This is a genomic window from Mesorhizobium sp. GbtcB19, assembly GCF_019091085.1.
Classification (GTDB): domain Bacteria; phylum Pseudomonadota; class Alphaproteobacteria; order Rhizobiales; family Rhizobiaceae; genus Mesorhizobium.
This window is the reverse complement of record NZ_JAGXJY010000002.1, coordinates 523936-546466: the sequence shown is the minus strand read 5'-3', so window position 1 is coordinate 546466 and position 22531 is coordinate 523936. Positions and strand designations below refer to the sequence as shown.

Genomic DNA, 22531 nt, shown 5'->3' with positions numbered 1-22531 from the left:
AGAAAAAATCAGCCGCCGGTGACGCTCATATGCCGCGACACCGACGGGCGGCTGGTGCGGCGGTCGATGATGAAATCATGCCCCTTCGGCTTGCGGCCGATGGCCTCGTCGATTGCCGCGTCGAGCAGCTCGTTGCCCTCGGAAGCGCGCAACGGCGCCCGGAGGTCGGCCGCGTCCTCCTGGCCGAGGCACATATAGAGCGTGCCGGTGCAGGTCAGCCGCACGCGATTACAGCTTTCGCAGAAATTGTGGGTCATCGGGGTGATGAAGCCGAGCCGGCCGCCGGTCTCGGCGACATGGACATAGCGGGCGGGGCCGCCGGTCTTGTAAGGGATATCGGCGAGCGTGAATCGGCGCTCCAGCGAGGCGCGCAGCAGCGACAGCGGCAGATACTGGTCGGTGCGGTCGGCCTCGATCTCGCCCATCGGCATCGTCTCGATGAGGGTGAGGTCCATGCCGCGACCATGCGCCCAGCGCATCAACTCGGGGATTTCAACATCGTTGAAGTCGCGTAGCGCAACCGCATTGAGCTTGATCTTCAGCCCGGCCTTCTGCGCGGCATCGATGCCTTCCATCACCTTGCCGAGATTGCCCCAGCGCGTGATCTGGTGGAATTTTTCGGCATCGAGCGTGTCGAGCGAGACGTTGATGCGCTTGACGCCGCAATCGGCAAGCTCGGCGGCGAAGCGCGACAGCTGCGAGCCGTTGGTGGTCAGCGTCAGCTCTTCCAGAGCGCCGCTTGCCAGATGCCGCGACAGCTGGCGCACGAGATGCATGATGTTCTTGCGCACCAGCGGCTCGCCGCCGGTCAGCCTGAGCTTCTTCACGCCTTTTTCAATGAAGACGGTGCAGAGCCGGTCAAGCTCTTCGAGCGACAGCAGATCCTTCTTCGGCAGGAAGGTCATGTCCTCGGCCATGCAATAGGTGCAGCGAAAATCGCAGCGGTCGGTGACCGACACGCGCAGATAGCTGATCGCGCGACCGAAAGGGTCGATCATGTTACGACCAAGGGGGTCGATCATGTCCATTCGCAAGCGTTTCCCGTGGCCTGAGCGGCGTCGTTATATACAGCTATGTGATACGATCCAAGGCGGCATTCAAGATAGAAGGTCTTGATCTTTGGTAACATTCCCCGACCGACATCGCGTGTCGGCTGTCCTCAAATGGCTTTGCGCATCGCGCGAAGCGGCGTACGGAAGGGCGCAACCCAGACAGGACAAGCCATGACCGCGCCGAAGGAACTCAGGGTCTCGAAGGACCGCAAGCTGCTGACCGTGACCTTTCCGGGTCATCAGCCCTTCGAACTGCCGGCGGAGTTCCTGCGGGTGGTCTCGCCATCGGCGGAAGTGCAGGGCCATTCGCCGGAGCAGCGGGTGACGGTGCCCGGCAAGCGCAATGTCACGATCCTCAAGATCGATCCGGTCGGCAACTACGCGGTGCGCATCACCTTCGACGATTTCCATGACACCGGCATCTTCACCTGGACCTATCTGCACACGCTCGGCCACGAAAAGGACGCGCGCTGGAACGCCTATCTTGCCGAGCTGGCCGAGAAGGGACTGAGCCGAGATCGCTAGCCTGTCGCGTGGCAGCCAATTTCGGCAGCGGGCTGTCGTCAAGGCGTCATGGACATGGAGTAGCGCCGGCAAAAGGTCAGGAGGCGAAAAAGATGTCGCTCATCACATCCGTCGAACAGCTCGAGGCGCTTTACGGCCTGCCCGGCGAGGCCTCGATCGTCAAGGAACTCGACCATGTGATTCCCGAATATGCCGCCTTTATCGAGGCTTCTCCCTTCGTGGCGCTGGCGACCAGCGGACCGGAGGGGCTCGACTGCTCGCCGCGCGGAGATCTCGCCGGCTTCGTGCGCCTCGTCGACGAGAAGACGCTGATGATGCCGGACAGGCGTGGCAACAACCGCGCCGATTCGCTCAAGAACATCATTCGCGATCCGCGCGTCGGGCTGCTCTTCCTCGTGCCGGGCTCCGGCACGACCGTGCGCGTCAACGGCCGCGCACACATCACCACCGATGCAGAGCTTTGCGCTTCCTTCATGGTCGACGGCAAGCCGGCCCGCTCGGTCACTGTCGTCGATGTCGACACGGTCTATTTCCAGTGCGCCCGCGCCATCGTGCGCTCCGATCTCTGGAACCCGGCCAGGCACGTCGATCCGAAGTCGCTGCCGACGCCCGGCCAGATCCTCGAGGTCACCAGCCGCAAGAACATCGACGGCCAGAAGTACGATCAGGAATGGCCGGAGCGGGCGAAGAAGACGATGTGGTAGGCATACTGATATTCAGGTGAGGCCGGCCTGCAAACGATGGTTTCCTGCGCTTCCGGTGCTCACGTACTTTAAGTACGCTCCGCTCCGGTTCTCGGAAACCACCGCTTTCGGCTCGGCCTGACCTGAATCTCAATATGCCTGATGACGCGGATTCCCGGCTCAGGCTTCCTTCAGGACGTCGGCCATCTTGCGCATCTGCTCGCCGATCATGTCGCATTGTTCCGGCGTCGACTGGCTCATCGCCTTCTCGATCAGGGCCATGTGCACCTTCAGCGCCTTCATCAGCAGCGCTTCGCCCGCCTCGGTGAGATTCAGCCGCAGCACGCGCTTGTCCTTCTCGTCGCTCTCGCGGCGAAGCAGGCCGCGCGCCTCGAGCTGCGGCAGCAGCATGGTGATGTTGGAGCGGCCGACCAGGAGCTTGCGGGCAAGGTCGTGCTGCGACATGCCGGGATGGCGGTAGAGGTTCATCAGCACGTCGAGTTGCGCCGGCTTGAGGTCGAGTGGGGCAAGCTTCACCGCCAGCGTGCGCTCCAGCACATGGCAGGCGCGCGCCACCGCGACCCAGTTGCGAAAACGCGGGTTGTCCCAGGGCAGCTCTTGCTTAATGTTCATGTTTGAACTATTATGTTCATGCTTGAACGAATGGATGGACTGCCAATATGGCATCATTTGGAATGAAGGTCATCCGGGGCGTTTTTGGCGCTGCCGAGCATGTCGCGCCGCGTCTCAGCGGCCGCGCCGCGTTCGAATTGTTTTGCCGGACACCCAGTGCCAAATCGCTGAGCGACGGTGAACGCCGCGCCGTTGAGCGTGCCTCAGCCTTTATGGCCGAGGCGCGCCATCACCGGCTGAAGACCAGGACGGATTGTGTGGCCGTGCATGAATTCCGGCCGGAGCCGGGCGGGGAATCACGCGGCACGGTGCTGGTCATCCATGGCTGGCGCTCGCGCACGGAATATATGCGCACCCTGATCGAAGGGTTTCGTGGGGCCGGCTACAAGGTCGTCTCGCTCGACCTGCCCGGGCATGGCCACTCGCTTGGCCGCCACCTCAACATGGTGAATGCGGTGGAGGCTGTGCGTGTTACAGGCGAATGGTTCGGTCCTTTCGCCGCCGTCGTCGGCCACTCCTTCGGCGGCGCGATTGCCGCCAATGCGGTCGCGGCCTCGGTCAAGGGCATGCCGCCGCTTAAGGCGCAAAAGCTGGTGCTGATTGCCGCGCCGAGCTCGCTGCCGGCAATCTTCGACGATTTCAGCGACATGATGAACGTCGGGCCGCGCTCCCGCGTCGCCATGGCGGATAGGGTGAAACACCTTTCAGGTCGGCCGCTCAGCGAGTTCACCGGCGATCGCCAACTTGCAGAAGCGCCGGTGCCGACGCTGATCGTCCACGCACCGGACGATCGCGAGGTCCATGCCGACCATGCGACGCGTTACGCGGGCGCCGGCGAGCATGTCCACCTGCACTGGGCCAACGGGCTCGGCCACCGCCGTATCCTCGCCGACAAGGACGTTGTCACTCGCGCAGTGGGCTTTGTGACCGGGCAGCCGGAAACGATTCTGCATTAGGAAATTCGGGGGCCCGCTTTCGCCTCCGGGCCACCAAGGCGTGGCTCCGTTCCGGCCAGCAGCCGCTGGATGTTGGCGCGGTGGCGCAGGATCACGTAAAGGCTGCCCGCGATCACCAGCAACCGGTAGGGCAATGGTTGCTCCAGCCCGCAGACAAGGACGACCGCCGTCAGCGCCGCCAGCATCGAACTCAGGGAAACAATCCGGAAAAGAGCGAGGGTGACCGCAAATGCCGTTGCGGCTCCCAACCCGACCGGCCAGGACATAGCCAGCAGCACGCCAAGTCCCGTCGCGGCGGATTTCCCGCCGGTGAAATTCAGCCAGATCGACCGGCCATGCCCCAGCAGCACGGCAAGCCCGGCCAGGCAAACGGCCCAAGGCACCAGTGTCGGCAGATCAGGCGCCGTCGGTGGCGAGGCGGACGATATTGCGTAGCACCAGGGATAAAACCAGCGGGCAAAGACGATCGCCGCCACGCCTTTCAGCACATCGACAACCAGCACCGCCAGCGAGGGCCATTTGCCCAAGGTTCGCAATACGTTGGTCGCGCCGGTGGACTTGGAACCGTGCTCGCGTATGTCGATGCCCTTGAGCAGTCTGCCGGCCAGATAGCCGGAGGGCGTGGAACCGAGGAGATAAGCGATTGCCAGTCCAATCGCATTCGCTATCCAGAAAAGCATTCGGATCTGGTCCACGCGTTGCGGAAAACTTGGTCAGTCCGCTTTCTTCTTCTGTCCCGGCTCGACCGGCAGGCCGGCCGCTTTCCAGGCGGTGTAGCCGCCGAGGATGTGCTTGACCGGCGTCAGGCCCATGTCCTGCGCTGTCTTGGTGGCTAAAGCCGAGCGCCAGCCGCCGGCGCAGAAGAAGACGAAGGTCTTGCCTGAGGCGAAGAACGGCTTGTGATAGGGGCTTTCGGGATCGATCCAGAATTCCAGCATGCCGCGCGTCACATGCCTGGCGCCGGGGATCTTGCCGTCGCGCTCGACTTCGCGGGGGTCGCGAAGATCGACGAAGATGGTGTCGTCATCCTCCAGCAGCCCCGCTGCCTCTTCCGGCGACACGACCTCGATCTCGGCATTCGCCTCGTCGAGAAGCTGGCGATAACCTTTCTTCACGGCAGACCCTCCCGGCCACGCTTGTCGCGGCCGCCGGAATTTCGATCACAAAGCCTTTCGTTTGTCACGGGGTCAGGCGCGGGCGCCGCCAACGCCTGATTGTTTTCGATGGGCGGAGCAATCGCTGCCGGGGTCTCACAATGAAGTGAAACTGTTCTGCCACACGGCCTCGAAAATTTATGGAAGCTTAACGAAATCGGTATGAATCGGTATAGTCACGTCATACATCCGCCATGCGGAGGGCGGGACCGTCCAGCGGCGCGGAACGGGAACCGGTCACAACCGGTGCGGGTGAAGCATGAGAATCCTCGGAAACAAAAAAGCCGTCATGCCGATCGCGATCGCGGCGACGCTTGCCTTCGGGCAGCAGCCGGCGAGCGCGCAAGGGCTGTTCGACATGCTGTTCGGCGGCGGCATCCGGCACAATCCGCAAGGCGAGTTTCCGCCACCACCGAAGCCGCGCAAAATACGGCCAAGCGTGTCGGCCGGCGAGGGTGGCGGCGGCGTCAGGATCAGCAGCCCGACCTACAACACCTACAGGGCCGACAAGCTGGTGCGCGTCGATTTCAAATCGTTGCTGCCGGCGCCGCAACCCGCGACCGCGCAGGATGCCGCTTACGTGCCGTCGGTGACGAGCAACAGCTTCCGCGATGCCGTGGCCGGCTTGAGCGACTATGAGCTGTTCGCCGAGCCTGACATCGCCAAGGCGCTGATTGCCTATTATTCGGCCAATCCGGATTTTATCTGGGTGAGCGACAACGCCCCAAACAGCAGGGCCCAGGACGCGGTGCGCGTTCTCGGCGAGGCCGCGAGTTACGGCCTGACGCCCGCGGACTACTCGGTCGACGTTCCGGCAACCACGACCTCGGCCACCCCGGAAGAGCGCACGAAGGAAATGGTCCGCTTCGAGATGGCGCTTTCGGCGCGCGTGCTGCGCTATGCGCAGGACGCGCAGAACGGCCGCGTCGATCCCAACCGGATGACCGGCTATTATGATTTTCCGGCCAAGCCGTTCGATCTGGAAGGCGCGCTGAAGACATTGGCGCATACCCAGGAAGTCCGCACCTATCTCGAATCGCGGCATCCGCAGAACGCCGAGTACCAGGCGCTGCGCGTCGAGCTGGAGGCGCTCGAAGCCAGCGAGGAAAACGAGATCATCGTCGACCCGAAGCTGCTGCTGAAACCCGGCGAGAGCAGTCCGGAACTGCCCAAATTGCTGACGCTGATTTCGCGCAATCTCGATGACGAGATGGGCGGCAATTACGGCGAAGTGCTCGCCCGGCTTGGCAAGAGCGAGCTCTACGAGCCCGAACTGGTGCCGGTGATCAAGGCGGTGCAACAGCGGGCCGGCATGAAGGGCGATGGCGTCATCGGCCCACGCACGGTGGCATTGTTTGTCGGCGCGTCGAAGGCCGACAGGATCGGGAAAGTCAAGGTTGCGCTCGAGGAACTGCGCTGGATGCCGTCCGATCTCGGCAGTCCGCGCGTCTTCATCAACCAGCCCGCCTTTACCGCCAGCTATATCGACAATGGCGAGGAGAAGCTGAAGACCCGTGTCGTCATCGGTCGGGTCACCAACCAGACCGCCTTCTTCTACAACCAGATCAAGCAGGTCGACTTCCATCCCTATTGGGGCGTGCCGCAGTCGATCATCGTCAACGAGATGCTGCCGAGGCTGCGCAGCGATCCCGGCTATCTCGACCGCGCCGGCTACGAGGTGACGGATTCGCGCGGCAAGAAGATCCCGTCATCGGCGGTCAATTGGGGTGCCTATGGCGCCAACATTCCCTTCAGCGTGCGCCAGCAGCCGAGCGAGGCCAACGCACTGGGCGAGTTGAAGATCCTCTTCCCCAACAAGCATGCCATCTACATGCATGACACGCCGCAGAAGTCGTTCTTCGCCCGCGACATGCGTGCGCTCAGCCATGGCTGCGTACGGCTGCAGGATCCGCGCGGCATGGCTGCCGCCGTTCTCGGTACCACCGTCGACGATATCGCCGAGAAGCTGAAGCACGGGCATTCGACCGAGAATGTCACGCGCGTCATCCCGGTCTATGTCGCCTATTTCACCGCATGGCCGGACATGTCCGGCAAGGTCGAATATTTCGACGACGTCTATGACCGCGATTCCAAGCTGATGCAGGCGCTCGACGCGACCGAAGCGGTGCGCACGCCGTCAAGCTAAGCGGTTGACGAGCGGCCGGCGGAAGCCGGCGTCGCGTCCGGCGATCAGCCAGTAGATCAGGCCGGCCACCAGGCCGGCGCCGGCGATGATGCCCATGTCGGCCCAGCGTTCCGGATCGTCGGCGGCGTCGGGCCAGATCAGCATGAAGCCGGCGGTCGCGGCGGCAGCGCCGAACAGCATGTGCAGCCAAAAACTTCGCAACGAAAAGAACTCGGCGATCAGGGCGAAGACCAGCGTCTGCATTCCCGTCAGGACGATCGTCAGGAAGTAGACGAACATGCCGAGCGGCGGCACCACGAGCACGGCGATAGGCGTGAATTCCATAAGCCCGAAGTAACCCGGCGCGTTGGGCAGCGAGCTCAATATCGCGTAGATCACCACCACCGCGATCAACCCGGCCAGCACCGCGACCAGATAGCCGACGAGCACCATCAGGATGCGCTTCAGGACGTAACCGATCATTGCCATGCACCCCCGTGCCCGCAATCATGACGGGCAGTCAGCCACCAAAGTTGTGGGGATGCAAGGGCGGGCCTCGCGTTGGACTCCGGAGCGCGCGGCGCAACGGCCTTCAGGCGCCGCCGCACAGATGCTCGGAGTCGGGCAGCGCCCATGTACCTTTGGCGGCGAGGTCGACGGCGTAGTAGACCCTGCCGCGCAGATCGTCTTTGGGGCAGTCGCGCGGGATCACGATCAGGCACATGACGACCGGATCGCCAACCCTTGAACTCGCCAGTCCCGGCTCCCGGTCATAGGAGACCGCCGTACCGCCATTGGTGAATGTCGCGGCGCTGCCGGCTTCCGGGCTGGCCGTGTCCAGCGGGTCGTCGCCCAGCCTGGTCGTCAGCGCCCTGATATGGGTGAAGCCGCATGTTCCGATCGAGGCGGGCAGGGGCTGGTCGGCCGGCTTCGGCGTCTTTGCCGCGAGGTCGAGCGCCTTCTTGCCGATCAGCGCGATGTTGTAGTCTTCCACCCATGACGGCGCATTGCCGTAGGTCTGCAGCGCATTGTTCTGCGCGCTGACGATGCAGGCCGCATCGCTCCTGCAGGCATTCCGGTCGGCGACCAGTCCCCTGGCGATCTTGCGCTTGTCGCCGCCGAAGGCCGGCGCGAACCCGGCATACGCTTTGGTGACCAAAGCATCGATGGCCGACATTTGCGGGTCGGCGCAGATCGCCTTCTCGGCGGGCAGTTGCGCCTTGCGGCAATCGAAGGACGGACCTTCTGCACGCGCCAGGCCGGACATTCCCGCCATCGGTACGGCCACAAGCAAGGCAATTGTCCAGATATGAAGCCGCATGTTGTCCTCCGCCCGGCGTTCTCGAAGAACAAGCCTATGCCGGATGCAAGCCCGGCGGAATGGCCGAAGCGGGCAGGCGGATGCAGCCCTATTTGGGCTCCCCCGTCACAGGGTCGTAGGTGATTTGGACCTTGGCCTTGTCGGTCGTGTAATAGGTGACGGTGTAGCCGCCGCTGTCCCAGTCGACTTCCTTCACATAACGGAAGTCGGTGCGCTGCTCGACCTTGGCGACGATCTCCGAGAGTTTCTTGGCGTTTTGCGGCGGCAATGGCTGGTCATCTGCCGCAAAGGCTTGTCCACTGACAAGGAGGAAAGCGATACCGGTTGCCAGAACGACAGTGCGCATGAGAGCCCTCAAATCTCGTCGGCGTGAGTGCCGTCAGAAACTCGCACGTAGGCGGGTTGGTTCCGCAGCGCCGAAATAACGCATTTTTGCTGCGCTTGCCTCGATGCGGCCTCTCCTCGCCAGCGGGAGCAGGTCCAGTATTGACTGGTGACGAAAAGCCAAGTTATTTCAAATGGTAACCGCGCGATGTGAATGTGTCTCCTGACGTAACGAATGACTAACCATGCGCCGGATGGCGAGTTCGTTATATTAGCTCTTCGTGGTAGAGCTTTCGGCAAGACCCTGATAGAATTCTGGTCATAACAGGGTGGCAACAGTGCGCCGGGCCCGCCGAGGATTTGTCGTCGGCGGTCGGCGAAGTGTTTTTTCGAGCGCTAGCCGCCTGTTCTGGACTGGAAGCGGGGACTGGGGGCTCGATCATGGCTGAACGGAATTACACCCGTCAGCTTGCGACAATCATTTCAATCGACGCCGTTGGATTCTCTCGACTGATGGGCATCGATGACGAGTTGGCCGTCGCCGCCTTCGAGGAGAGGCGCGACATCATCGCCGGCAGTTGCGGTGCTTTTGGCGGGCGCACGTTCGGCGACGCCGGCGACAGCATCATGGCCGAATTCGGCAATCCGATCGAAGCCTTGCGGGCGGCCTTCGATTTCCAGGCCCGGATCGTGGCGCTGAATGCGGCGGTCGCCGAGGATATGCGCATGCCGTTTCGCGCCGGGATCAACACCGGCGACGTCATTGTGCGCGAAGGCCGTCTCTATGGCGACGACGTGAACATCGCCGCCCGGCTGCAGGAATTCGCGCCGCATGACGGCGTCGCGATCTCGGCGACGACGTGGCACCATGTGAGGGACAAGACCGCGGCGGTGTTCACCGATCTCGGCGAGTTCAGCCTGAAGAACATCGCCCTGCCGGTGCATGTCCTGATCGCCGGCCGCGGCGGCAACGGGCCTGCCACAGCGGCTTCCTTCGCTTCCATCCCCAGCGCGCCTGGCCATTACAGGCCGGTTCCCAAGGGTCCGCCGGCAATCGCGGTGCTGCCCTTCCAGGGCAACGGAAGCGAACCCGACGTCGGCTATATGGCGGACGGTATCGCCGAGGACATCATCTACGGCCTTTCCAACACGCGCTGGCTTTCGGTCATCGCCAAGGGTTCCAGCTTCCAGTTTCGCGACGACAGCCTGGGCACGAGGCTCATCGGCAATGCGCTTGGCGCGCGCTACATCGTCAGCGGCACGTTGGCGCGCTCAGACAGGCAGATCCGTCTCAACGCGTCGCTCACCGACACGTCGAACGGGCGCCTGGTCTGGTCGCAGCGCTTCGACCGCGATCTCGTCGACATCTTCAGCCTGCGCGACCAAATCGGCAGCGAGATCGTTTCCATCCTCGACAAGGAGGTCGATCGCGCCGAGCAGGCGCGCACTTTCCAGGTGCCCTGGGAAAGCCTCGAGACCTGGCAACTGGTCAGGCGTGGCCGCTGGCATATGAACAGACGCACGCGCCGCGATACCGAAATCGCCCTCGACTTCTTCGACAAGGGCTACCGCGACGATCCGAATTCGAGCGCCGTGCTGAACGAGCTCGCATGGTGGTACTTCTGGCGGGCCTGGCTGCGTTTCGGCGATAGCGACGATCTGGAGAAAGTGGAGACGCTGGCGCGCAAGGCGCTTTTGATGGACAGCCTCGATGCGCGCCCGCACGCCTATCTCGGCGCTGCCGACATCATGCGCGGCTTGCCGGCATTGGCGGCCGAGCACCTCGCCGAGGCGATCCACATCAATCCGAGCTTCGCCTTTGCCCGCTCGGCCATGGGCAGCGCGCACCTTTTGCTTGGCGACGCGACCGGCGCGATACCGTTCTTCCTCGATACCGAGCGGTTGAGCCCGTTCGACCTCTATCGCTTCCACAATCTGGGGGAACTGACCGCGGCCTACTGCTTCGTCGAGGACTGGCCGGCCGCGATCGCTACCGCCGAGCGCTCGCTCAACCTGTCGCCAAGCTATTTTTACGCCAGGTTCCTGAAGATAGGCGCGCTGATGAGGAGCGGCCGGCGCGACGAGGCGGCGCGCGAGCTCGACATTTTCATGACCAGGCATCCTGATTTTTCCGAGCAGAGGATACGCTGGATACCGTTCGTCGACCCGGCCAGGAACAATTTCCTGATCGCCAATTTCGATCGGGCCAAGTCCGCCGCATGATCTCGGGGGCCGACAACAAGTGACTGTGAACGAATTCACATACGCCGGACCGATGCAAACCTAGGCCAGATAGATGCCGGCATTGCATTGACCTGGACAGCCGGGGGGCTTGAACGCGCATGATCACCTTGAAGTACTTCGCCGCTGTCCGGCTCGCACAAAAGAGCCAGCGTCCCGTCGCCGAGATGCCACCGTTCGACATCAATCGCCTGCGATCGAAAGGCGGCATCGCCTCGCGTATCGCCGGCTTTCTTCTCGGTGATCCGCGCTGGCTGCTGGCGCTGCTGCGCCGTTTCAAGCCGAACGTGGGTTTCGGCAACTTCCTGCTCGTCACCAAGGGCGCGGATGTTCGCGACATATTGGAGCGCGGCGACGAGTTCGAGACGCCCTACGGGCCGGAAATGGCCGAATTGGCCCGCGGCTCGAATTTCATCCTCGGCATGCAGGACGGCGCCGCGTACCGGCAGATGAAATCGGCGGTGCTGAGCGCATTCCCGCCGGCGGAAGTCGAAGCCGCGGTCAGGCCGATCGCCGAGCGCCACTCGCGCGAGATCATGACCCGCGCCAGCCCTGGCTTCGATGCCATTGCCGGATTGATGAAGATCGTGCCGGTGCGGATCTGCCGCGATTATTTCGGCCTCGAGATCGACGATGAGACCGAGTTCGCCGACTGGTCGATCGCGCTCAGCGCGCTGTTCTTTTCCGACCCGACGGCAAACCCCACGACACGCCAGCTTGCCGTGGTCGCCGGCGACCGGCTGATCAAGGTCATAGACCGCTCGATCGCTGCCGTCAGGGAAAAGGCGGGCAAGGATGATCGGCCGCTGGCGCGCCTCGTCGCGCTGATGGACCAGGGGCGGCTGTCGCTGCCCGACATTCATTCCATCATGCTCGGCATGGTCGCCGGCTTCGTGCCGACCAATGTGCTTGCCGGCGGCAATTGCCTGGATGTGATCCTGACGCGAACCGATGCGCGGCAAGCCGTGGATGAGGCAATCGCGGCCGGCGATACCGGTAAGCTCGACCGGGCGATCATGGAAGCCATGCGCTTCAAGCCGATCTGGATCGGGCCCTGGCGCTACACCAGGCGTGACGCGGTGATCGGCAAGGGCACGCGCCGCGAGCGCCTGGTGAAGGCCGGAACGGTGGTGATGCCGGCGACGCTTTCGGCCATGTTCGATCCGGAGATCGTGCAGCGGCCGAACGAGTTCGATACCTCGCGTCCGCATCGCGACTACATGGTTTTCGGCCACGGCATCCATCTTTGCATCGGCGCCGAGATCGCCCGCATCCAGATCGGCGAATGCATTCGCGCGCTGTTCAGCAAGCCGAAGCTTGCCCGCGCCCGGGGCAGGGCCGGCAAGATGGCCGATGTCGGCGCCTATCCGGCAAACCTCAAGGTCGATTTCGAGCGCTCCGCGCTTTGCCGCACCACCGACCAGTCGATGGTGACGGTGGTCTGTCCGATCACCCGCCCGATGCCGCTTGATGTCGTGCGCGGCAAGATCGCGGACCTCGGCAATCCGCCCGCCGGGGAGATCCGCGAAGCGCTCGACAAGGTCGGCACCATCCATTTCACCAGCCTGGCCGTGGCCGCCACCGGCAAGGACGAGAAATCCGGTCTGGAGTCCGGTGCGCTGGTGTTCGAAATCTCCGGTGACGGCAGCGCCGATGACGTCATTGCCGCCATCGGGCAGGCGATCGGCCACCGGCTGCGGCCGATCTTCAGGGATGTGTGCGGTCTGCCGGATGGTGGAATCCTGGAGGACTTCCTCAAGAAGCACAACATCGAGATATCGCCTTCTTTCGGCAGCACCGCCGGATTGGTTTTCGCCGGCACACCCGGACATTCCGTACGCCGCATCCTCGCGGAGGCCAAGCTTGCCGACAGCGTGCGCGAGATCGTCGAGAAGCCGCGCGTCGGCAATGGCAATGCCCCGGACGTGCTTGCCGAAGCGCGCCGGCATGTCCAGTGCCTCGGACAGTTCGGCTGGGCATTCGAGCCCGCTGAAAGCCTGTTGGAAAGGTCGCCCGGCAATTGGAAGCGCGCTTTCACGACGACGCTGCTGGTGCCGCCGGTTTTCGCCACGGTGGCAATCATTCTGGCCGCTTCCTGGTATATGACCTACCATCTGGTGTTCGGCAGGCTTGTCGATCTAAGCAACGTCACGCTTACCGGCGTTGCAGTGGCCATAACCTCGCTTGTACTGGCTTTTGCCGGATTGCTGATTTTTGCGGCGCTGCTGGCGTTTCTGGGCTTGCGGGCGTTGCAGCGCCTCGATGACAAGGATCAGCCGCAGAGCACCTCGATCGAGCCAAAGGCGCTGGACAAGATCCTCGCCCACGAGGATCTCGCCGCCCAAAATCATCTCACGGCGATCTCGACGATGAAGGCGGGCGTGTTGCGGCGGCTGGCGCTCAGATTTTCCTTCTACCTGATCTCGATAGCGGCGCAGAAAGTGTTCAAGCCGGGTTTCCTCGCCAACATCAACACCATTCATTTCGCCCGATGGGTGCTTTTGCCCGGTACCGACAGGCTGGTGTTCTTCTCCAACTATGGTGGCAGCTGGGAAAGCTATCTGGAGGACTTCATCGCCAAGGCATCCGAAGGCTTGACTGGCGTTTGGAGCAACACACTGGGTTATCCGCGCACGCGCTGGCTGTTCCTCGACGGGGCGCGCGACGGTGACCGCTTCAAGCGCTGGGCGCGGCGCCAGCAAGTGCCGACGCTTTTCTGGTATACCGCCTATCCGGATCTCAACACCACGCGCATTCGCATCAATTCGCGGATCAGGCGCGGCATCGCGGCCGCCACCGGCAACGAGGCACGCGATTGGCTGAGCCTGTTCGGCTCCTTGCCGCGCCCGCAGGCGCGGCCGGTGGATGCGGCCGGCCCGGCTGCGCCTACACCCACCCCTCTCGAGGAGCTCGAGTCCGGAGAAATCCAATCGATCTTCTTCGGGCCGTTCGGCGCGCTCGGTCATGGGCATATGCTTGCAATCCAGGTGCCGGACAGTCTGTCGGCAACGAAGCGCAAGGCATGGCTGGACTTCGTCGTCGCGAAGACAAGTTTCGGCGACGGCGTGCCCGCCGGGCGAGCCATGACCGTGGCCTTCGGCCCCTGCGGCCTGCGCCGGCTCGGACTGGAAGGCGGTGTCGATGACAATCCGCTCGACACGTTTCCGGTCGCCTTCCGCCAGGGCATGGGCACGCCGGAGCGCAGCCGCATCCTCGACGATACCGGCCCCGACGGCCCATCGACATGGCAGTGGGGCTCACCCGACACGCGGGTCGATGCCATCATCGTCTGCTATGCCGAGGCACCGGCCACGCTGAAAACCGAGGTCGCCGCAGTGAAGCGGCAGACGGCGGGCGCGGGGATGTTCCTGGTTGCCGAGTTGCCGCTGATCGTCAAGCGGGAGCCGAAAAAGGATGGCGCGGCCGCCGAGGAGCCTGGGAAGAACGACGACGGCGCGAGCCATGGCAAGCCGGGACGCCTTCGCGCATACGAGCATTTCGGCTTCGTCGATGGCGTCTCGCAACCGATCGTCAGAGGCACGGCGCGCGCCAACAGAGGCGTGGCCCCGATGCATCTGGTCGCGCCGGGCGAGTTCCTGTTCGGTTATCGCGACGAGCATGGCTTCTATCCGGCCTCCCCGTCGGTCCAGGCCGCGCAGGACCGCACCGGCATCCTGTCGCAGGTGCGGCGTAACCGTCAGGTCCCGGGGCAACCGCCACCGCCGCGCGATTTCGGCCGCAATGGCTCTTTCCTGGTCGTGCGCCAGTTCGAGCAGCATGTCGAATTGTTCGACGATTATTGCCGCAAGGCCGCCATGCAGGCCGCCGGCGAGACCGGCGACCCGGCCGTCACGCCGCGCTGGATTGCGGCAAAGATGCTCGGCCGCTGGCAGGACGGCAGCTCGCTGGTGCGCAACCCGAACGGCCGCCTGCGTCGCGGCGCCGACAATGATTTCGCGCTCGGCGCGGAGGACCCGCAAGGGCATGCCTGTCCGCTCGGGTCACATATCCGCCGCTCGAACCCGCGCGATTCGCTCGGCGAGGATCGCGAAACACAGATCAGAATCGGCAAGCGCCACCGCATCCTGCGCGTCGGCCGCACCTATGAGAAGAAGGAGAAGGGCGGCAGGACCGAGAAGGGCCTGCTCTTCATGTGCCTCAACGCCGATATCGAGCGCCAGTACGAGTTCATCCAGCAGACCTGGGTCTCGTCGAGCTCGTTCCAGGGGCTTGTCGACGAGAAGGATCCGACGATCGGCTCGCGCAGGAGCGGCGGCCGGTTTTCGATCCCGTCATGGGAAAAGGTGACCGTGATCAAGGACATACCGCAGTTCGTCACCACCAAGGGCGGCGGCTATTTCTTCATGCCGAGCCGCTCGTCGCTGCGCTACCTGATCTCACGGCTCTGATCAGAGGCGCTAAAAAGCGGTTCGCCGTTTCGTGGCGAACCGCTTCGTTCTTTCAGCGCTGTTCCGAATGGAAGCTACGGCGAAGTCGCAGAGCCTAGTCGTCGTCCTGAGAGTCGGCGATCTGGTTCAGCGCGGCGGCGTTGGTGATGCGCAGCCCGCCCCGCTTGATGGCGATCATCTGGCGGTTGCGCCAGTCGTTGAGCGTCTTGTTGACCGATTCGCGCGTCGCGCCGAGGAATTCGCCGAGCTCCGACTGCGAGATCGGAATCCAGCCGGCGGAGTCGGCCATGACGCCGCTCAGGAACACCAGCCGTTTCGCCAGCCGGGCCTCGATGCCGAAAAAGGCCTGGTCGCCAAGCTCGCCACTGACCCAGCGCAGGCGCGCGCACAGCAGTTCGATCATCGCGCGCGCGAGTGGCGGGTTCTTCTCGATGCGGTCAAAGAGTTGCGTGCGGCTCAGCGAAACCAGCTCGCATGCCGTGAGGCAGATGGCGGTGGCCGTGCGCGGACGCCCGTCCAGCGCTCCGATCTCACCGACAAGGCTGCGCGACAGCTCGATATTGGCCACCAGCTTCTGCCCGCCCGGCGAGTAGATCGAAATCTCGACGGTGCCGCTCATGACGCCATAGATGCGGTCCGACGCATCCTCCTGGACGAACAGGTGCTGGCCGGCGGCATAGCGCTCCAGCTTGCAGCCGCCGAACAGCAGGTCGAACTGGCGCGGATCAATGCGCGCCAGGCGCGGCAGGTTCCTGTCGTCCGCGCCGTTTGTAGCCATGATACGATTCCGCCTCTCGTTGAGCGGAAATTGTAGGATAAGTGCGTGCTCGATCAAAGTGTCGTCTCCTTCTACGGTGGCTGACCGAGTTCGGCGGGTGGGTGACGGACGTTCCGATGTCACTCCTGTCGCGCCGAAAATGGATAAGCCGGCAAACTGTAAGGAGACCGGGCGCACTGGCGGGCACGGGCCGATCCTTCGAGAACGCCGTCCGCGCGCTTGGGTGGGAGGTGCCCCATGCGCGCAGACAGCAAATCTGAAAATGGCTAGGTGATCAAAATTCCTTCTTGAGAAACCGCATCCATTGCAGTCCGGAAGCCGTCTTCGGACACTGTAGATCAGTGCACGCCGTCGATGCCGCCGTTGCAACAATCTGCGCGCAAACCCTGTCTGGCGTATGTGAAGGTGCTCACAGATATACGCATCGGGCGGAGCGATTGTTATTTTAGCAATGTGTGGCTCATGCCTCGATCGATCTTTGCTTCGAAAGACTTTGGCATGATTGCCTAGTCGGCAAAGAGACCGGTCGAAGCATGGCTGGAACCCTGGCTTGACTGGAGCGAACGGTCGGCGCCACGGTTCCCTTTGGGGGGAGGGACACGCCATGGCAACCGCGAAGGGACTCCTTATAAAGGTTCGTGGCGACGGCGCGGGGTTGTCGGTGCGAGGCGGGTCGCCCCGGATCGGCGGGATCGAAGCCGAACCTATTCTTTCCCTCCCGCCTGGCACTGGCAGTAGAAGTCCGGCCGCGGCGGCGGACCGTGGCGCCACCTGGCTGCGGCTGGCCGCAGAGGCCGCCGATTCGGACAATCCCTGGGATCATGCCCACGATGTCGTCGCGCAGAACCCAGCGCTGGCGGCCGCGGGCGCCGAAGTGCTCGCGATCGAGCCCGATATACTGCAGTCGTGGGACTACAAGGACAGCGGCGGCGATCGCGGCATGGCGGCAAGCGCGGCTCCCGCATGTACTTTCGACGATCAGGACCCGAGCGGTGGGCAAGCGACGGTATCGGGCAAGGTCGCCTGGAACGCCTCCCCGGACTTCAGCCAGTTCAAGGCCGCTCGCGAGAGGGTGGGCGCCAAGCAGGCCAACATCACCATCGCCCATCTCGACACCGGTTTCGACCCCGGCCACCAGACGCTTCCGTCCGCGCTTCTCAAGGCGCAACAGCGTAACTTCGTCGACGATGGAACCGGCCCGAACAATGCGACCGACCATGCTCCGGCCGGCACGCTGACCAGCAACCGCGGCCATGGCACCGGCACGCTCAGCCTGCTTGCCGGCAACAAGCTCGACGGCACGTCGCCACACTGGCCGGGCTTCAGCGATTTCGTCGGCGGCGCGCCGCTGGCGAAAATCCTGCCGGTGCGCATCGCCGACTGGGTGGTGCGGCTGACCACCGGCACCATGGTGCAAGGCATCGACTATGCGCGCCAGCAGGGCGCGCAGGTGTTGTCGATGAGCATGGGCGGTCTCGCCTCGCAGGCGCTGGTCGACGCCGTCAACCTTGCCTATGAGCACGGCGTGGTCATGGCCACCGCGGCGGGCAACAATTTTACCCTGACGCCGAGCAGCATCGTCTACCCCGCGCGTTACAACCGGGTGCTGGCCGCCTGCGGCGTGATGGGTGACGGGCGAGCCTATGCCGGGCTTAGTCTCGGCACCATGCAAGGCAATTACGGGCCGCCCTCGAAGATGGCCACGGCGCTGGGAGCCTTTACACCGAACGTGCCCTGGGCCGAGATCGATTGCCGCAAGGTCGTCGACATGGACGGCAGCGGCACGTCGGCCGCGACCCCGCAGGTGGCCGCAGCCGCCGCACTCTGGCTGGCCGAGCATTGGGACGTGGTGAAGAACTATCCTCAGCCGTGGATGCGCATCGAGGCGGTGCGCAAGGCGTTGTTCACCAAGGCCCTGAAATCGACGGCCAAAATGAATGCGGCCGAGACAAAGGAGAAGATCGGGCAGGGTGTGCTGCGTGCTCTCGACGCGCTGGATTTCCCGCCGCCAGCGGCGGCAAGCCTGACCAAGCTCGCACCGGCCACCTACACATGGAGTTGGCTGGACCTGTTGACCGGCGGCAATTCGTTGGCGGCGCCGACCCCCGCGATATCGCGGCAACGGATGATGTTTGCGCTGGAATTGACGCAGATGGCGCAGCACACGGTTGCCATAGAACAGGCGATCGCCGACCCGGACGGCGATCCGGACAATGTTTCGGCCGCGGCCCGCAACCGCTACCTCGAAGCGGCGCTCGACCAGGGCAATCCGTCGAAGCCGCTCAAGGCCTTTCTGGAAGGTTTGCTCGGGCGGCCGGGCGCCATCGCAACCGCCCCCGCGCCGGTTGTCAGCCCCGCGCCGGCCATCAGGCGCAAGCCGCGGCCGCTGCCGCCGCCGCAACGGCGCCTGCGCATCTATGCGCTCGACCCGTCGGTCGCCAAACGGCTGGACTCGGTCTCGGTCTATCAGGCGACGCTGTCCGTGCCGTGGGACGACGAGCCGGCGACCGACCGGCCGTTGCTGCCCGGCCCGATCGGCGAATATCTTGAAGTGGTCGATGTCGACCCCGCATCCGACCGAGTCTACGACCCGGTCGACCTCAACGACAAAGTGCTTCTGGCACAGGACGGGCTGCCGCCTTCGGAAGGCAATCCGAAATTCCACCAGCAGATGGTCTACGCGGTCGCCATGACCACGATCGGCCATTTCGAGCGCGCGCTTGGCCGGCGGGCATTGTGGGCGCCGCATTACGCCGAGGCTCCCGGCCGTAGCGGCGACATGACGGTGAAGGCGCATTATGTGCCGCGCCTGCGTATCTACCCGCATGCGCTGCGCGCCGAGAATGCCTATTACAGCCCGGAAAAGAAGGCGCTGCTGTTCGGCTATTTCCCGGCGACCAGCAACGAGGGCGACGTCACCACGCCCGGAACGACGGTGTTTTCGTGCCTGTCCAGCGACATCGTCGCGCATGAGATGTCGCATGCGCTGCTCGACGGCCTGCATCGCCGCTTCCAGGAAGCGTCCAACCCGGACGTGCCTGCCTTCCACGAGGCCTTTGCCGATATCGTCGCGCTGTTCCAGCATTTTACGCTGAAGGAGCTGGTCAGCTTCGAAATCGGCAAGGCAAGGGGCGAATTGTCGGCCGCATCGCTGCTTTCCGGCATCGCCAAGCAGTTCGGCGAGGGCAGCGGCAGGGCCGGGCCGTTGCGCGAATATGCCGGTGCCGGCATGGCCGATCTCGACTACGACAAGACCTTCGAGGCCCATGACCGCGGCTCGATCCTGGTCTTCGCGGTCTATCAGGCCTTCTTGGCGATCGCCGACCGGCGGACCGACGACCTGATCCAGCTTGCCACCGGCGGCTCGGGCATCCTGCCGGCGGGAACCTTGCATCCGAGCCTGGTCGAGCGGCTGACCGACGAGGTCGCCAAGACCGCCAGGCAGATGCTGACCATGTGCATCCGCGCGCTCGACTATTGCCCGGCCGTCGACATCACCTTCGGCGAATATCTGCGCGCGCTGATCACCGCCGACCGCGATGCCTATCCTGACGACCCGCTCCACTACCGCCTGGCCTTCCTGGAATCGTTCCGCAAATGGAAGCTGTTGCCGCGCGACGTTCGCACCATCTCGGAAGAGACGCTCGCCTGGAGCGCGCCGCTGGATCCGTCGCCGGACTGGCTGAAGGGATTGCTCGGCAAGATCGATCTCGGCTGGAACCAGAAACTCAAGCGGGCCGAGATCTTCGCGCTCAACGACAAGAACCGCTACACGCTGTGGAAGGCGATGCACAAGACCTTCGCCTCCAGGCCGGACCTTTACAAGCAATTCGGCCTGCTGCCCGATCTGCCGCGCTACAATGAGGACGGCACGGTCATGCATGCGCCGAAGAAGGGCGAGACGACCTTCGACATCTACAGCGTGCGCCCGACGCGCCGCGTCGAGCCGGACGGCTCGTTCCGCGTCGAGGTCATCGCCGTCATCCAGCAGCGCATTCCCATCGCATTCGATGGCACGCCGATGCCGCAAGGCATGAACAAGGGCGACGGCTTCTTCTGGTTCCGCGGCGGCGCCACGATCATCATCGACCCGCGCGAGGGCTTTGAGGAGATCCGCTACTCGATCATCAAGAACACCGGCAGCGCCGACCGGCAGAAGCGGCAGGCCGGCACGATGGCGGCGAATTATCTGTCGCCGCTCAGGGCGCTCTATTTCGGCGGCGAAGTGTCGGAGCCCTTTGCCTTGCTGCACGCCAGCGACGGAGACGACGACCATGTCTAAGAAGCCAGCGACGAGGACAAGGCCGGCAAAAGCGGCCGCCGCTGCGGCGCCGGCAGCGGGCTTCACCGTGCGGCACTACTGCCAGGGCATCGGCGATTGCCATTTGCTTACGTTCAAGCAGCCGGATGGTAAGGCGTTCCGCATGCTGATCGATTGCGGCGTCCATGTTTCGATCACGGGCGGCCCGGCGCTGGTCGCCGACATTGTCGCCGACCTGAAGAAGGAGACCGGCGGCAAGATCGATATTCTCGTCGTCACGCACGAACATTGGGACCATGTCTCCGGCTTTCTGACCGCCAAGGACCTTTTCAAGGATTTTGTCGTTGGCGATGTCTGGATGGCGTGGACCGAAAATCCCGCCGACGCTGAGGCCACGGAACTGGACAAGTTCAAGGGCCAGGCGCTCTCGGCGCTGCAGGGCGTGGGGCAGAAGCTAGACGGAATGCAGGGGCTGAGCTCCTACATGGCCGGTGTCCGTGACGGCCTGCAATCCGTGCTCGGCTTCCAGTTCGGCGCCGCCGGCGAGCGGGTGCGCTCGGCGCGCGACGCGGCGGCCAAGCTTTCGCAAAAGCCGTCGCCGACCTATTTCGAGCCCGGCGGGCCGCCGGTGTCGATCGACGCGCTGCCCAACCTTCGCATCTATGTGCTCGGCCCGCCGCGCGACAAGGCGGCGCTGCGGCTGGAGGAGAAGGCGAGCGAGATGTTCCCGCTGGCCAGCGGCGGCCCGTTCGCGCGGGCGCTGGCGAGCGGCCTCAAGATGAACGAGGCGGCCGACACCGGTTATGTCGACGAGCTCAGCCCGTTCGAACGCAATGTCGGCACGCCGCTTTCCGCGGCGCTGAACGGCGACAAGGGCAGCGACCCGGCCATCGATGTCGGCGCCTATGTGCGTAAGCATTATGCGGGACCGGTGTCGGCAGCGGCCGCGATGGAAGACCGCGACCAGTCCTGGCGGCGCATCGACGCCGACTGGATGGGGATCGCCGCCGACCTTGCGCTGCAGCTCGACCGCGGCGTCAACAACACCAGCCTGGTGCTTGCCTTCGAATTCATCGACAGCGGCCGGGTGTTCCTGTTTCCGGGCGACGCCCAGATCGGCAACTGGCTGAGCTGGAAGGACCTGAAATGGCCGGTGGGGCAGGGTACCGTCACCTCGGCCGATCTTCTGGCGCGCACCGTCTATCTCAAGGTCGCCCATCACGGCAGTCAGAACGCCACGCCGCAGAAACAGGGTTTCGATCTGCTGACGAGCGCCGATTTGTCGGCGTTCATCCCGACCAACAAGGTCGACGCGGTGAAAGTGCATTGGGGCGAGATGCCTTATGACGGTATCCTGACGGCGCTCGAGACGAAGACCAAGGGCCGCGTCATCCGTGCCGACGATCCATGGCTGGCCGACAAGAACGGGAAGCCGGCCTTCGCCGCCCCGTCGGGTTCGATCCAGGCGGTGCGCAGCGTGCCGCGCGATGCGGCCCGGGGGCCGGGCGGGCTGTGGGTCGAGGTGGACCTGGTCTGAGAAGCGCGGACTTCGCCATCGGGCCGATTGCGAAAAATCGGAAACCGATCTATGCAGCGATCGGCTGAATGAGGGCGGCCGGTCAACACATTGCACAAGGTCGCCCCATGCCCGATGCATTCTCGCGCGTCATCGCCTTCCTTGCCGTGGTCACGGCCCTTTTGTTTGCCGGGCTGCACTTCCACCAAGGCCACATCATCGCCACGCTCTATTTCATGACTGGGGCCATCCTGGTGACGGCGGTGACGCGCATGAATGTGAGACGGGGGCTGATTTAGCACGCGGTTTGCGTCTGTGCTCAACCACATATGCAGCGATGCTTCAGTGCTTGGGCGGCTGGATCATCCAACATATTCAGGAAGTTGGATGGTGGGCGATGCAGGGATTGAACCTGCGACCCCACCCGTGTGAAGGGTGTGCTCTCCCGCTGAGCTAATCGCCCGCCTTGGGCCCGAAGGCCGAAGCGAGCCGCGATATAAGGTAGGCGGGTGCGCGAAGTCAAGGCGATGTGCCGAGGTTATTCCGCGTTTGA

17 protein-coding genes and 1 tRNA gene are annotated in these 22531 nt (G+C 63.9%); 9 read left to right on the top strand and 9 right to left on the bottom strand.

The window, feature by feature from the left end:
• Positions 1 to 8 precede the first annotated feature (8 nt).
• On the bottom strand, positions 9 to 1022 hold the full coding sequence (moaA, locus tag KVT37_RS06695; protein ID WP_217570945.1) for a GTP 3',8-cyclase MoaA: 1014 nt from the start codon (positions 1020 to 1022) through the stop codon (positions 9 to 11).
• Between the two features lie 201 nt (positions 1023 to 1223).
• Between moaA and KVT37_RS06690 the strand changes: the two genes are divergently transcribed.
• Together KVT37_RS06690 and KVT37_RS06685 are read left to right on the top strand one after the other, a co-directional pair.
• A complete protein-coding gene (locus tag KVT37_RS06690) occupies positions 1224 to 1577 on the top strand; it encodes a gamma-butyrobetaine hydroxylase-like domain-containing protein (RefSeq protein WP_217570832.1) in 354 nt (117 codons plus the stop codon).
• A gap of 92 nt (positions 1578 to 1669) precedes the next feature.
• Positions 1670 to 2281: a pyridoxamine 5'-phosphate oxidase family protein gene (locus KVT37_RS06685; protein ID WP_217570830.1), complete on the top strand. Its 612-nt coding sequence runs from the start codon at positions 1670 to 1672 to the stop codon at positions 2279 to 2281.
• 159 nt (positions 2282 to 2440) lie between these two features.
• Here KVT37_RS06685 and KVT37_RS06680 read toward each other — a convergent pair whose 3' ends face one another.
• Entirely contained in the window at positions 2441 to 2893 is a 453-nt protein-coding gene (locus KVT37_RS06680) for a MarR family winged helix-turn-helix transcriptional regulator (protein WP_217570828.1), read from the bottom strand.
• Positions 2894 to 2940: 47 nt separating this feature from the next.
• Between KVT37_RS06680 and KVT37_RS06675 the strand changes: the two genes are divergently transcribed.
• A complete protein-coding gene (locus KVT37_RS06675) occupies positions 2941 to 3849 on the top strand; it encodes an alpha/beta hydrolase (protein WP_217570827.1) in 909 nt (302 codons plus the stop codon).
• Here the strand turns inward: KVT37_RS06675 and plsY are convergent.
• Both plsY and KVT37_RS06665 read right to left on the bottom strand, forming a co-directional pair.
• On the bottom strand, positions 3846 to 4529 hold the full coding sequence (gene plsY, locus KVT37_RS06670; RefSeq protein WP_217570943.1) for a glycerol-3-phosphate 1-O-acyltransferase PlsY: 684 nt from the start codon (positions 4527 to 4529) through the stop codon (positions 3846 to 3848). The two genes, KVT37_RS06675 and plsY, sit on opposite strands and share 4 nt — an antisense overlap.
• Positions 4530 to 4562: 33 nt before the next feature.
• Positions 4563 to 4964 carry a rhodanese-like domain-containing protein gene (locus KVT37_RS06665; RefSeq protein WP_140805842.1) on the bottom strand — a complete coding sequence of 134 codons (402 nt, stop codon included), beginning with the start codon at positions 4962 to 4964 and terminating at the stop codon, positions 4563 to 4565.
• Between the two features lie 298 nt (positions 4965 to 5262).
• Between KVT37_RS06665 and KVT37_RS06660 the strand changes: the two genes are divergently transcribed.
• A complete protein-coding gene (locus KVT37_RS06660) occupies positions 5263 to 7149 on the top strand; it encodes a murein L,D-transpeptidase (RefSeq protein WP_217570825.1) in 1887 nt (628 codons plus the stop codon).
• Here the strand turns inward: KVT37_RS06660 and KVT37_RS06655 are convergent.
• The 3 genes from KVT37_RS06655 to KVT37_RS06645 all read right to left on the bottom strand — a co-directional run bounded on the left by KVT37_RS06655 (position 7141) and on the right by KVT37_RS06645 (position 8795).
• Positions 7141 to 7617, bottom strand: a complete 477-nt coding sequence (locus KVT37_RS06655) for a hypothetical protein (protein WP_217570823.1) — start codon at positions 7615 to 7617, stop codon at positions 7141 to 7143. The genes KVT37_RS06660 and KVT37_RS06655 overlap by 9 nt on opposite strands.
• Before the next feature lie 103 nt (positions 7618 to 7720).
• Positions 7721 to 8449 (bottom strand): lysozyme inhibitor LprI family protein, encoded by a 729-nt coding sequence (locus KVT37_RS06650; protein WP_217570822.1) that lies wholly within the window; start codon positions 8447 to 8449, stop codon positions 7721 to 7723.
• 88 nt (positions 8450 to 8537) lie between these two features.
• Entirely contained in the window at positions 8538 to 8795 is a 258-nt protein-coding gene (locus KVT37_RS06645) for a PepSY domain-containing protein (RefSeq protein ID WP_217570820.1), read from the bottom strand.
• 419 nt (positions 8796 to 9214) lie between these two features.
• Here KVT37_RS06645 and KVT37_RS06640 point away from each other — a divergent pair, with 419 nt between their 5' ends.
• On the top strand, positions 9215 to 10996 hold the full coding sequence (locus KVT37_RS06640) for an adenylate/guanylate cyclase domain-containing protein (protein WP_217570818.1): 1782 nt from the start codon (positions 9215 to 9217) through the stop codon (positions 10994 to 10996).
• Between the two features lie 119 nt (positions 10997 to 11115).
• Complete coding sequence (locus tag KVT37_RS06635; RefSeq protein ID WP_217570816.1) at positions 11116 to 15423, top strand: cytochrome P450; 4308 nt, start codon at positions 11116 to 11118, stop codon at positions 15421 to 15423.
• A gap of 94 nt (positions 15424 to 15517) precedes the next feature.
• On the opposite strand, the gene KVT37_RS06630 is transcribed toward KVT37_RS06635, so the two are convergent.
• Positions 15518 to 16201: a Crp/Fnr family transcriptional regulator gene (locus tag KVT37_RS06630; protein ID WP_217570806.1), complete on the bottom strand. Its 684-nt coding sequence runs from the start codon at positions 16199 to 16201 to the stop codon at positions 15518 to 15520.
• A gap of 604 nt (positions 16202 to 16805) precedes the next feature.
• Between KVT37_RS06630 and KVT37_RS06625 the strand changes: the two genes are divergently transcribed.
• The 3 genes from KVT37_RS06625 to KVT37_RS06615 all read left to right on the top strand — a co-directional run bounded on the left by KVT37_RS06625 (position 16806) and on the right by KVT37_RS06615 (position 22277).
• The gene (locus tag KVT37_RS06625; RefSeq protein WP_217570804.1) at positions 16806 to 20483 is read left to right on the top strand and encodes a S8 family serine peptidase; all 3678 of its coding nucleotides are present in this window, start codon (positions 16806 to 16808) and stop codon (positions 20481 to 20483) included.
• Positions 20476 to 21999, top strand: coding sequence for an MBL fold metallo-hydrolase (locus KVT37_RS06620; RefSeq protein WP_217570802.1), 1524 nt, complete (start codon positions 20476 to 20478; stop codon positions 21997 to 21999). Before KVT37_RS06625 ends, KVT37_RS06620 begins: the two co-directional genes overlap by 8 nt.
• A 107-nt stretch (positions 22000 to 22106) precedes the next feature.
• Positions 22107 to 22277, top strand: coding sequence for a hypothetical protein (locus tag KVT37_RS06615; protein ID WP_181164840.1), 171 nt, complete (start codon positions 22107 to 22109; stop codon positions 22275 to 22277).
• Positions 22278 to 22366: 89 nt separating this feature from the next.
• Here the strand turns inward: KVT37_RS06615 and KVT37_RS06610 are convergent.
• Positions 22367 to 22441 (bottom strand) — tRNA-Val (locus KVT37_RS06610).
• Positions 22442 to 22531: the final 90 nt, after the last annotated feature.

What these genes read in the sequence shown, in the direction of transcription:
- KVT37_RS06660 (WP_217570825.1), top strand. Translation starts at nt 5,263, where the DNA reads ATGAGAATCCTCGGAAACAAAAAAGCCGTCATGCCGATCGCGATCGCG.
- KVT37_RS06630 (WP_217570806.1), bottom strand. Translation starts at nt 16,201, where the DNA reads ATGGCTACAAACGGCGCGGACGACAGGAACCTGCCGCGCCTGGCGCGC.
- KVT37_RS06690 (WP_217570832.1), top strand. Translation starts at nt 1,224, where the DNA reads ATGACCGCGCCGAAGGAACTCAGGGTCTCGAAGGACCGCAAGCTGCTG.
- KVT37_RS06675 (WP_217570827.1), top strand. Translation starts at nt 2,941, where the DNA reads ATGGCATCATTTGGAATGAAGGTCATCCGGGGCGTTTTTGGCGCTGCC.
- KVT37_RS06655 (WP_217570823.1), bottom strand. Translation starts at nt 7,617, where the DNA reads ATGGCAATGATCGGTTACGTCCTGAAGCGCATCCTGATGGTGCTCGTC.
- KVT37_RS06635 (WP_217570816.1), top strand. Translation starts at nt 11,116, where the DNA reads ATGATCACCTTGAAGTACTTCGCCGCTGTCCGGCTCGCACAAAAGAGC.
- KVT37_RS06685 (WP_217570830.1), top strand. Translation starts at nt 1,670, where the DNA reads ATGTCGCTCATCACATCCGTCGAACAGCTCGAGGCGCTTTACGGCCTG.
- plsY (WP_217570943.1), bottom strand. Translation starts at nt 4,529, where the DNA reads ATGCTTTTCTGGATAGCGAATGCGATTGGACTGGCAATCGCTTATCTC.
- KVT37_RS06645 (WP_217570820.1), bottom strand. Translation starts at nt 8,795, where the DNA reads ATGCGCACTGTCGTTCTGGCAACCGGTATCGCTTTCCTCCTTGTCAGT.
- KVT37_RS06640 (WP_217570818.1), top strand. Translation starts at nt 9,215, where the DNA reads ATGGCTGAACGGAATTACACCCGTCAGCTTGCGACAATCATTTCAATC.
- KVT37_RS06680 (WP_217570828.1), bottom strand. Translation starts at nt 2,893, where the DNA reads ATGAACATTAAGCAAGAGCTGCCCTGGGACAACCCGCGTTTTCGCAAC.
- KVT37_RS06625 (WP_217570804.1), top strand. Translation starts at nt 16,806, where the DNA reads ATGGCAACCGCGAAGGGACTCCTTATAAAGGTTCGTGGCGACGGCGCG.
- moaA (WP_217570945.1), bottom strand. Translation starts at nt 1,022, where the DNA reads ATGATCGACCCCCTTGGTCGTAACATGATCGACCCTTTCGGTCGCGCG.
- KVT37_RS06650 (WP_217570822.1), bottom strand. Translation starts at nt 8,449, where the DNA reads ATGCGGCTTCATATCTGGACAATTGCCTTGCTTGTGGCCGTACCGATG.
- KVT37_RS06620 (WP_217570802.1), top strand. Translation starts at nt 20,476, where the DNA reads ATGTCTAAGAAGCCAGCGACGAGGACAAGGCCGGCAAAAGCGGCCGCC.
- KVT37_RS06615 (WP_181164840.1), top strand. Translation starts at nt 22,107, where the DNA reads ATGCCCGATGCATTCTCGCGCGTCATCGCCTTCCTTGCCGTGGTCACG.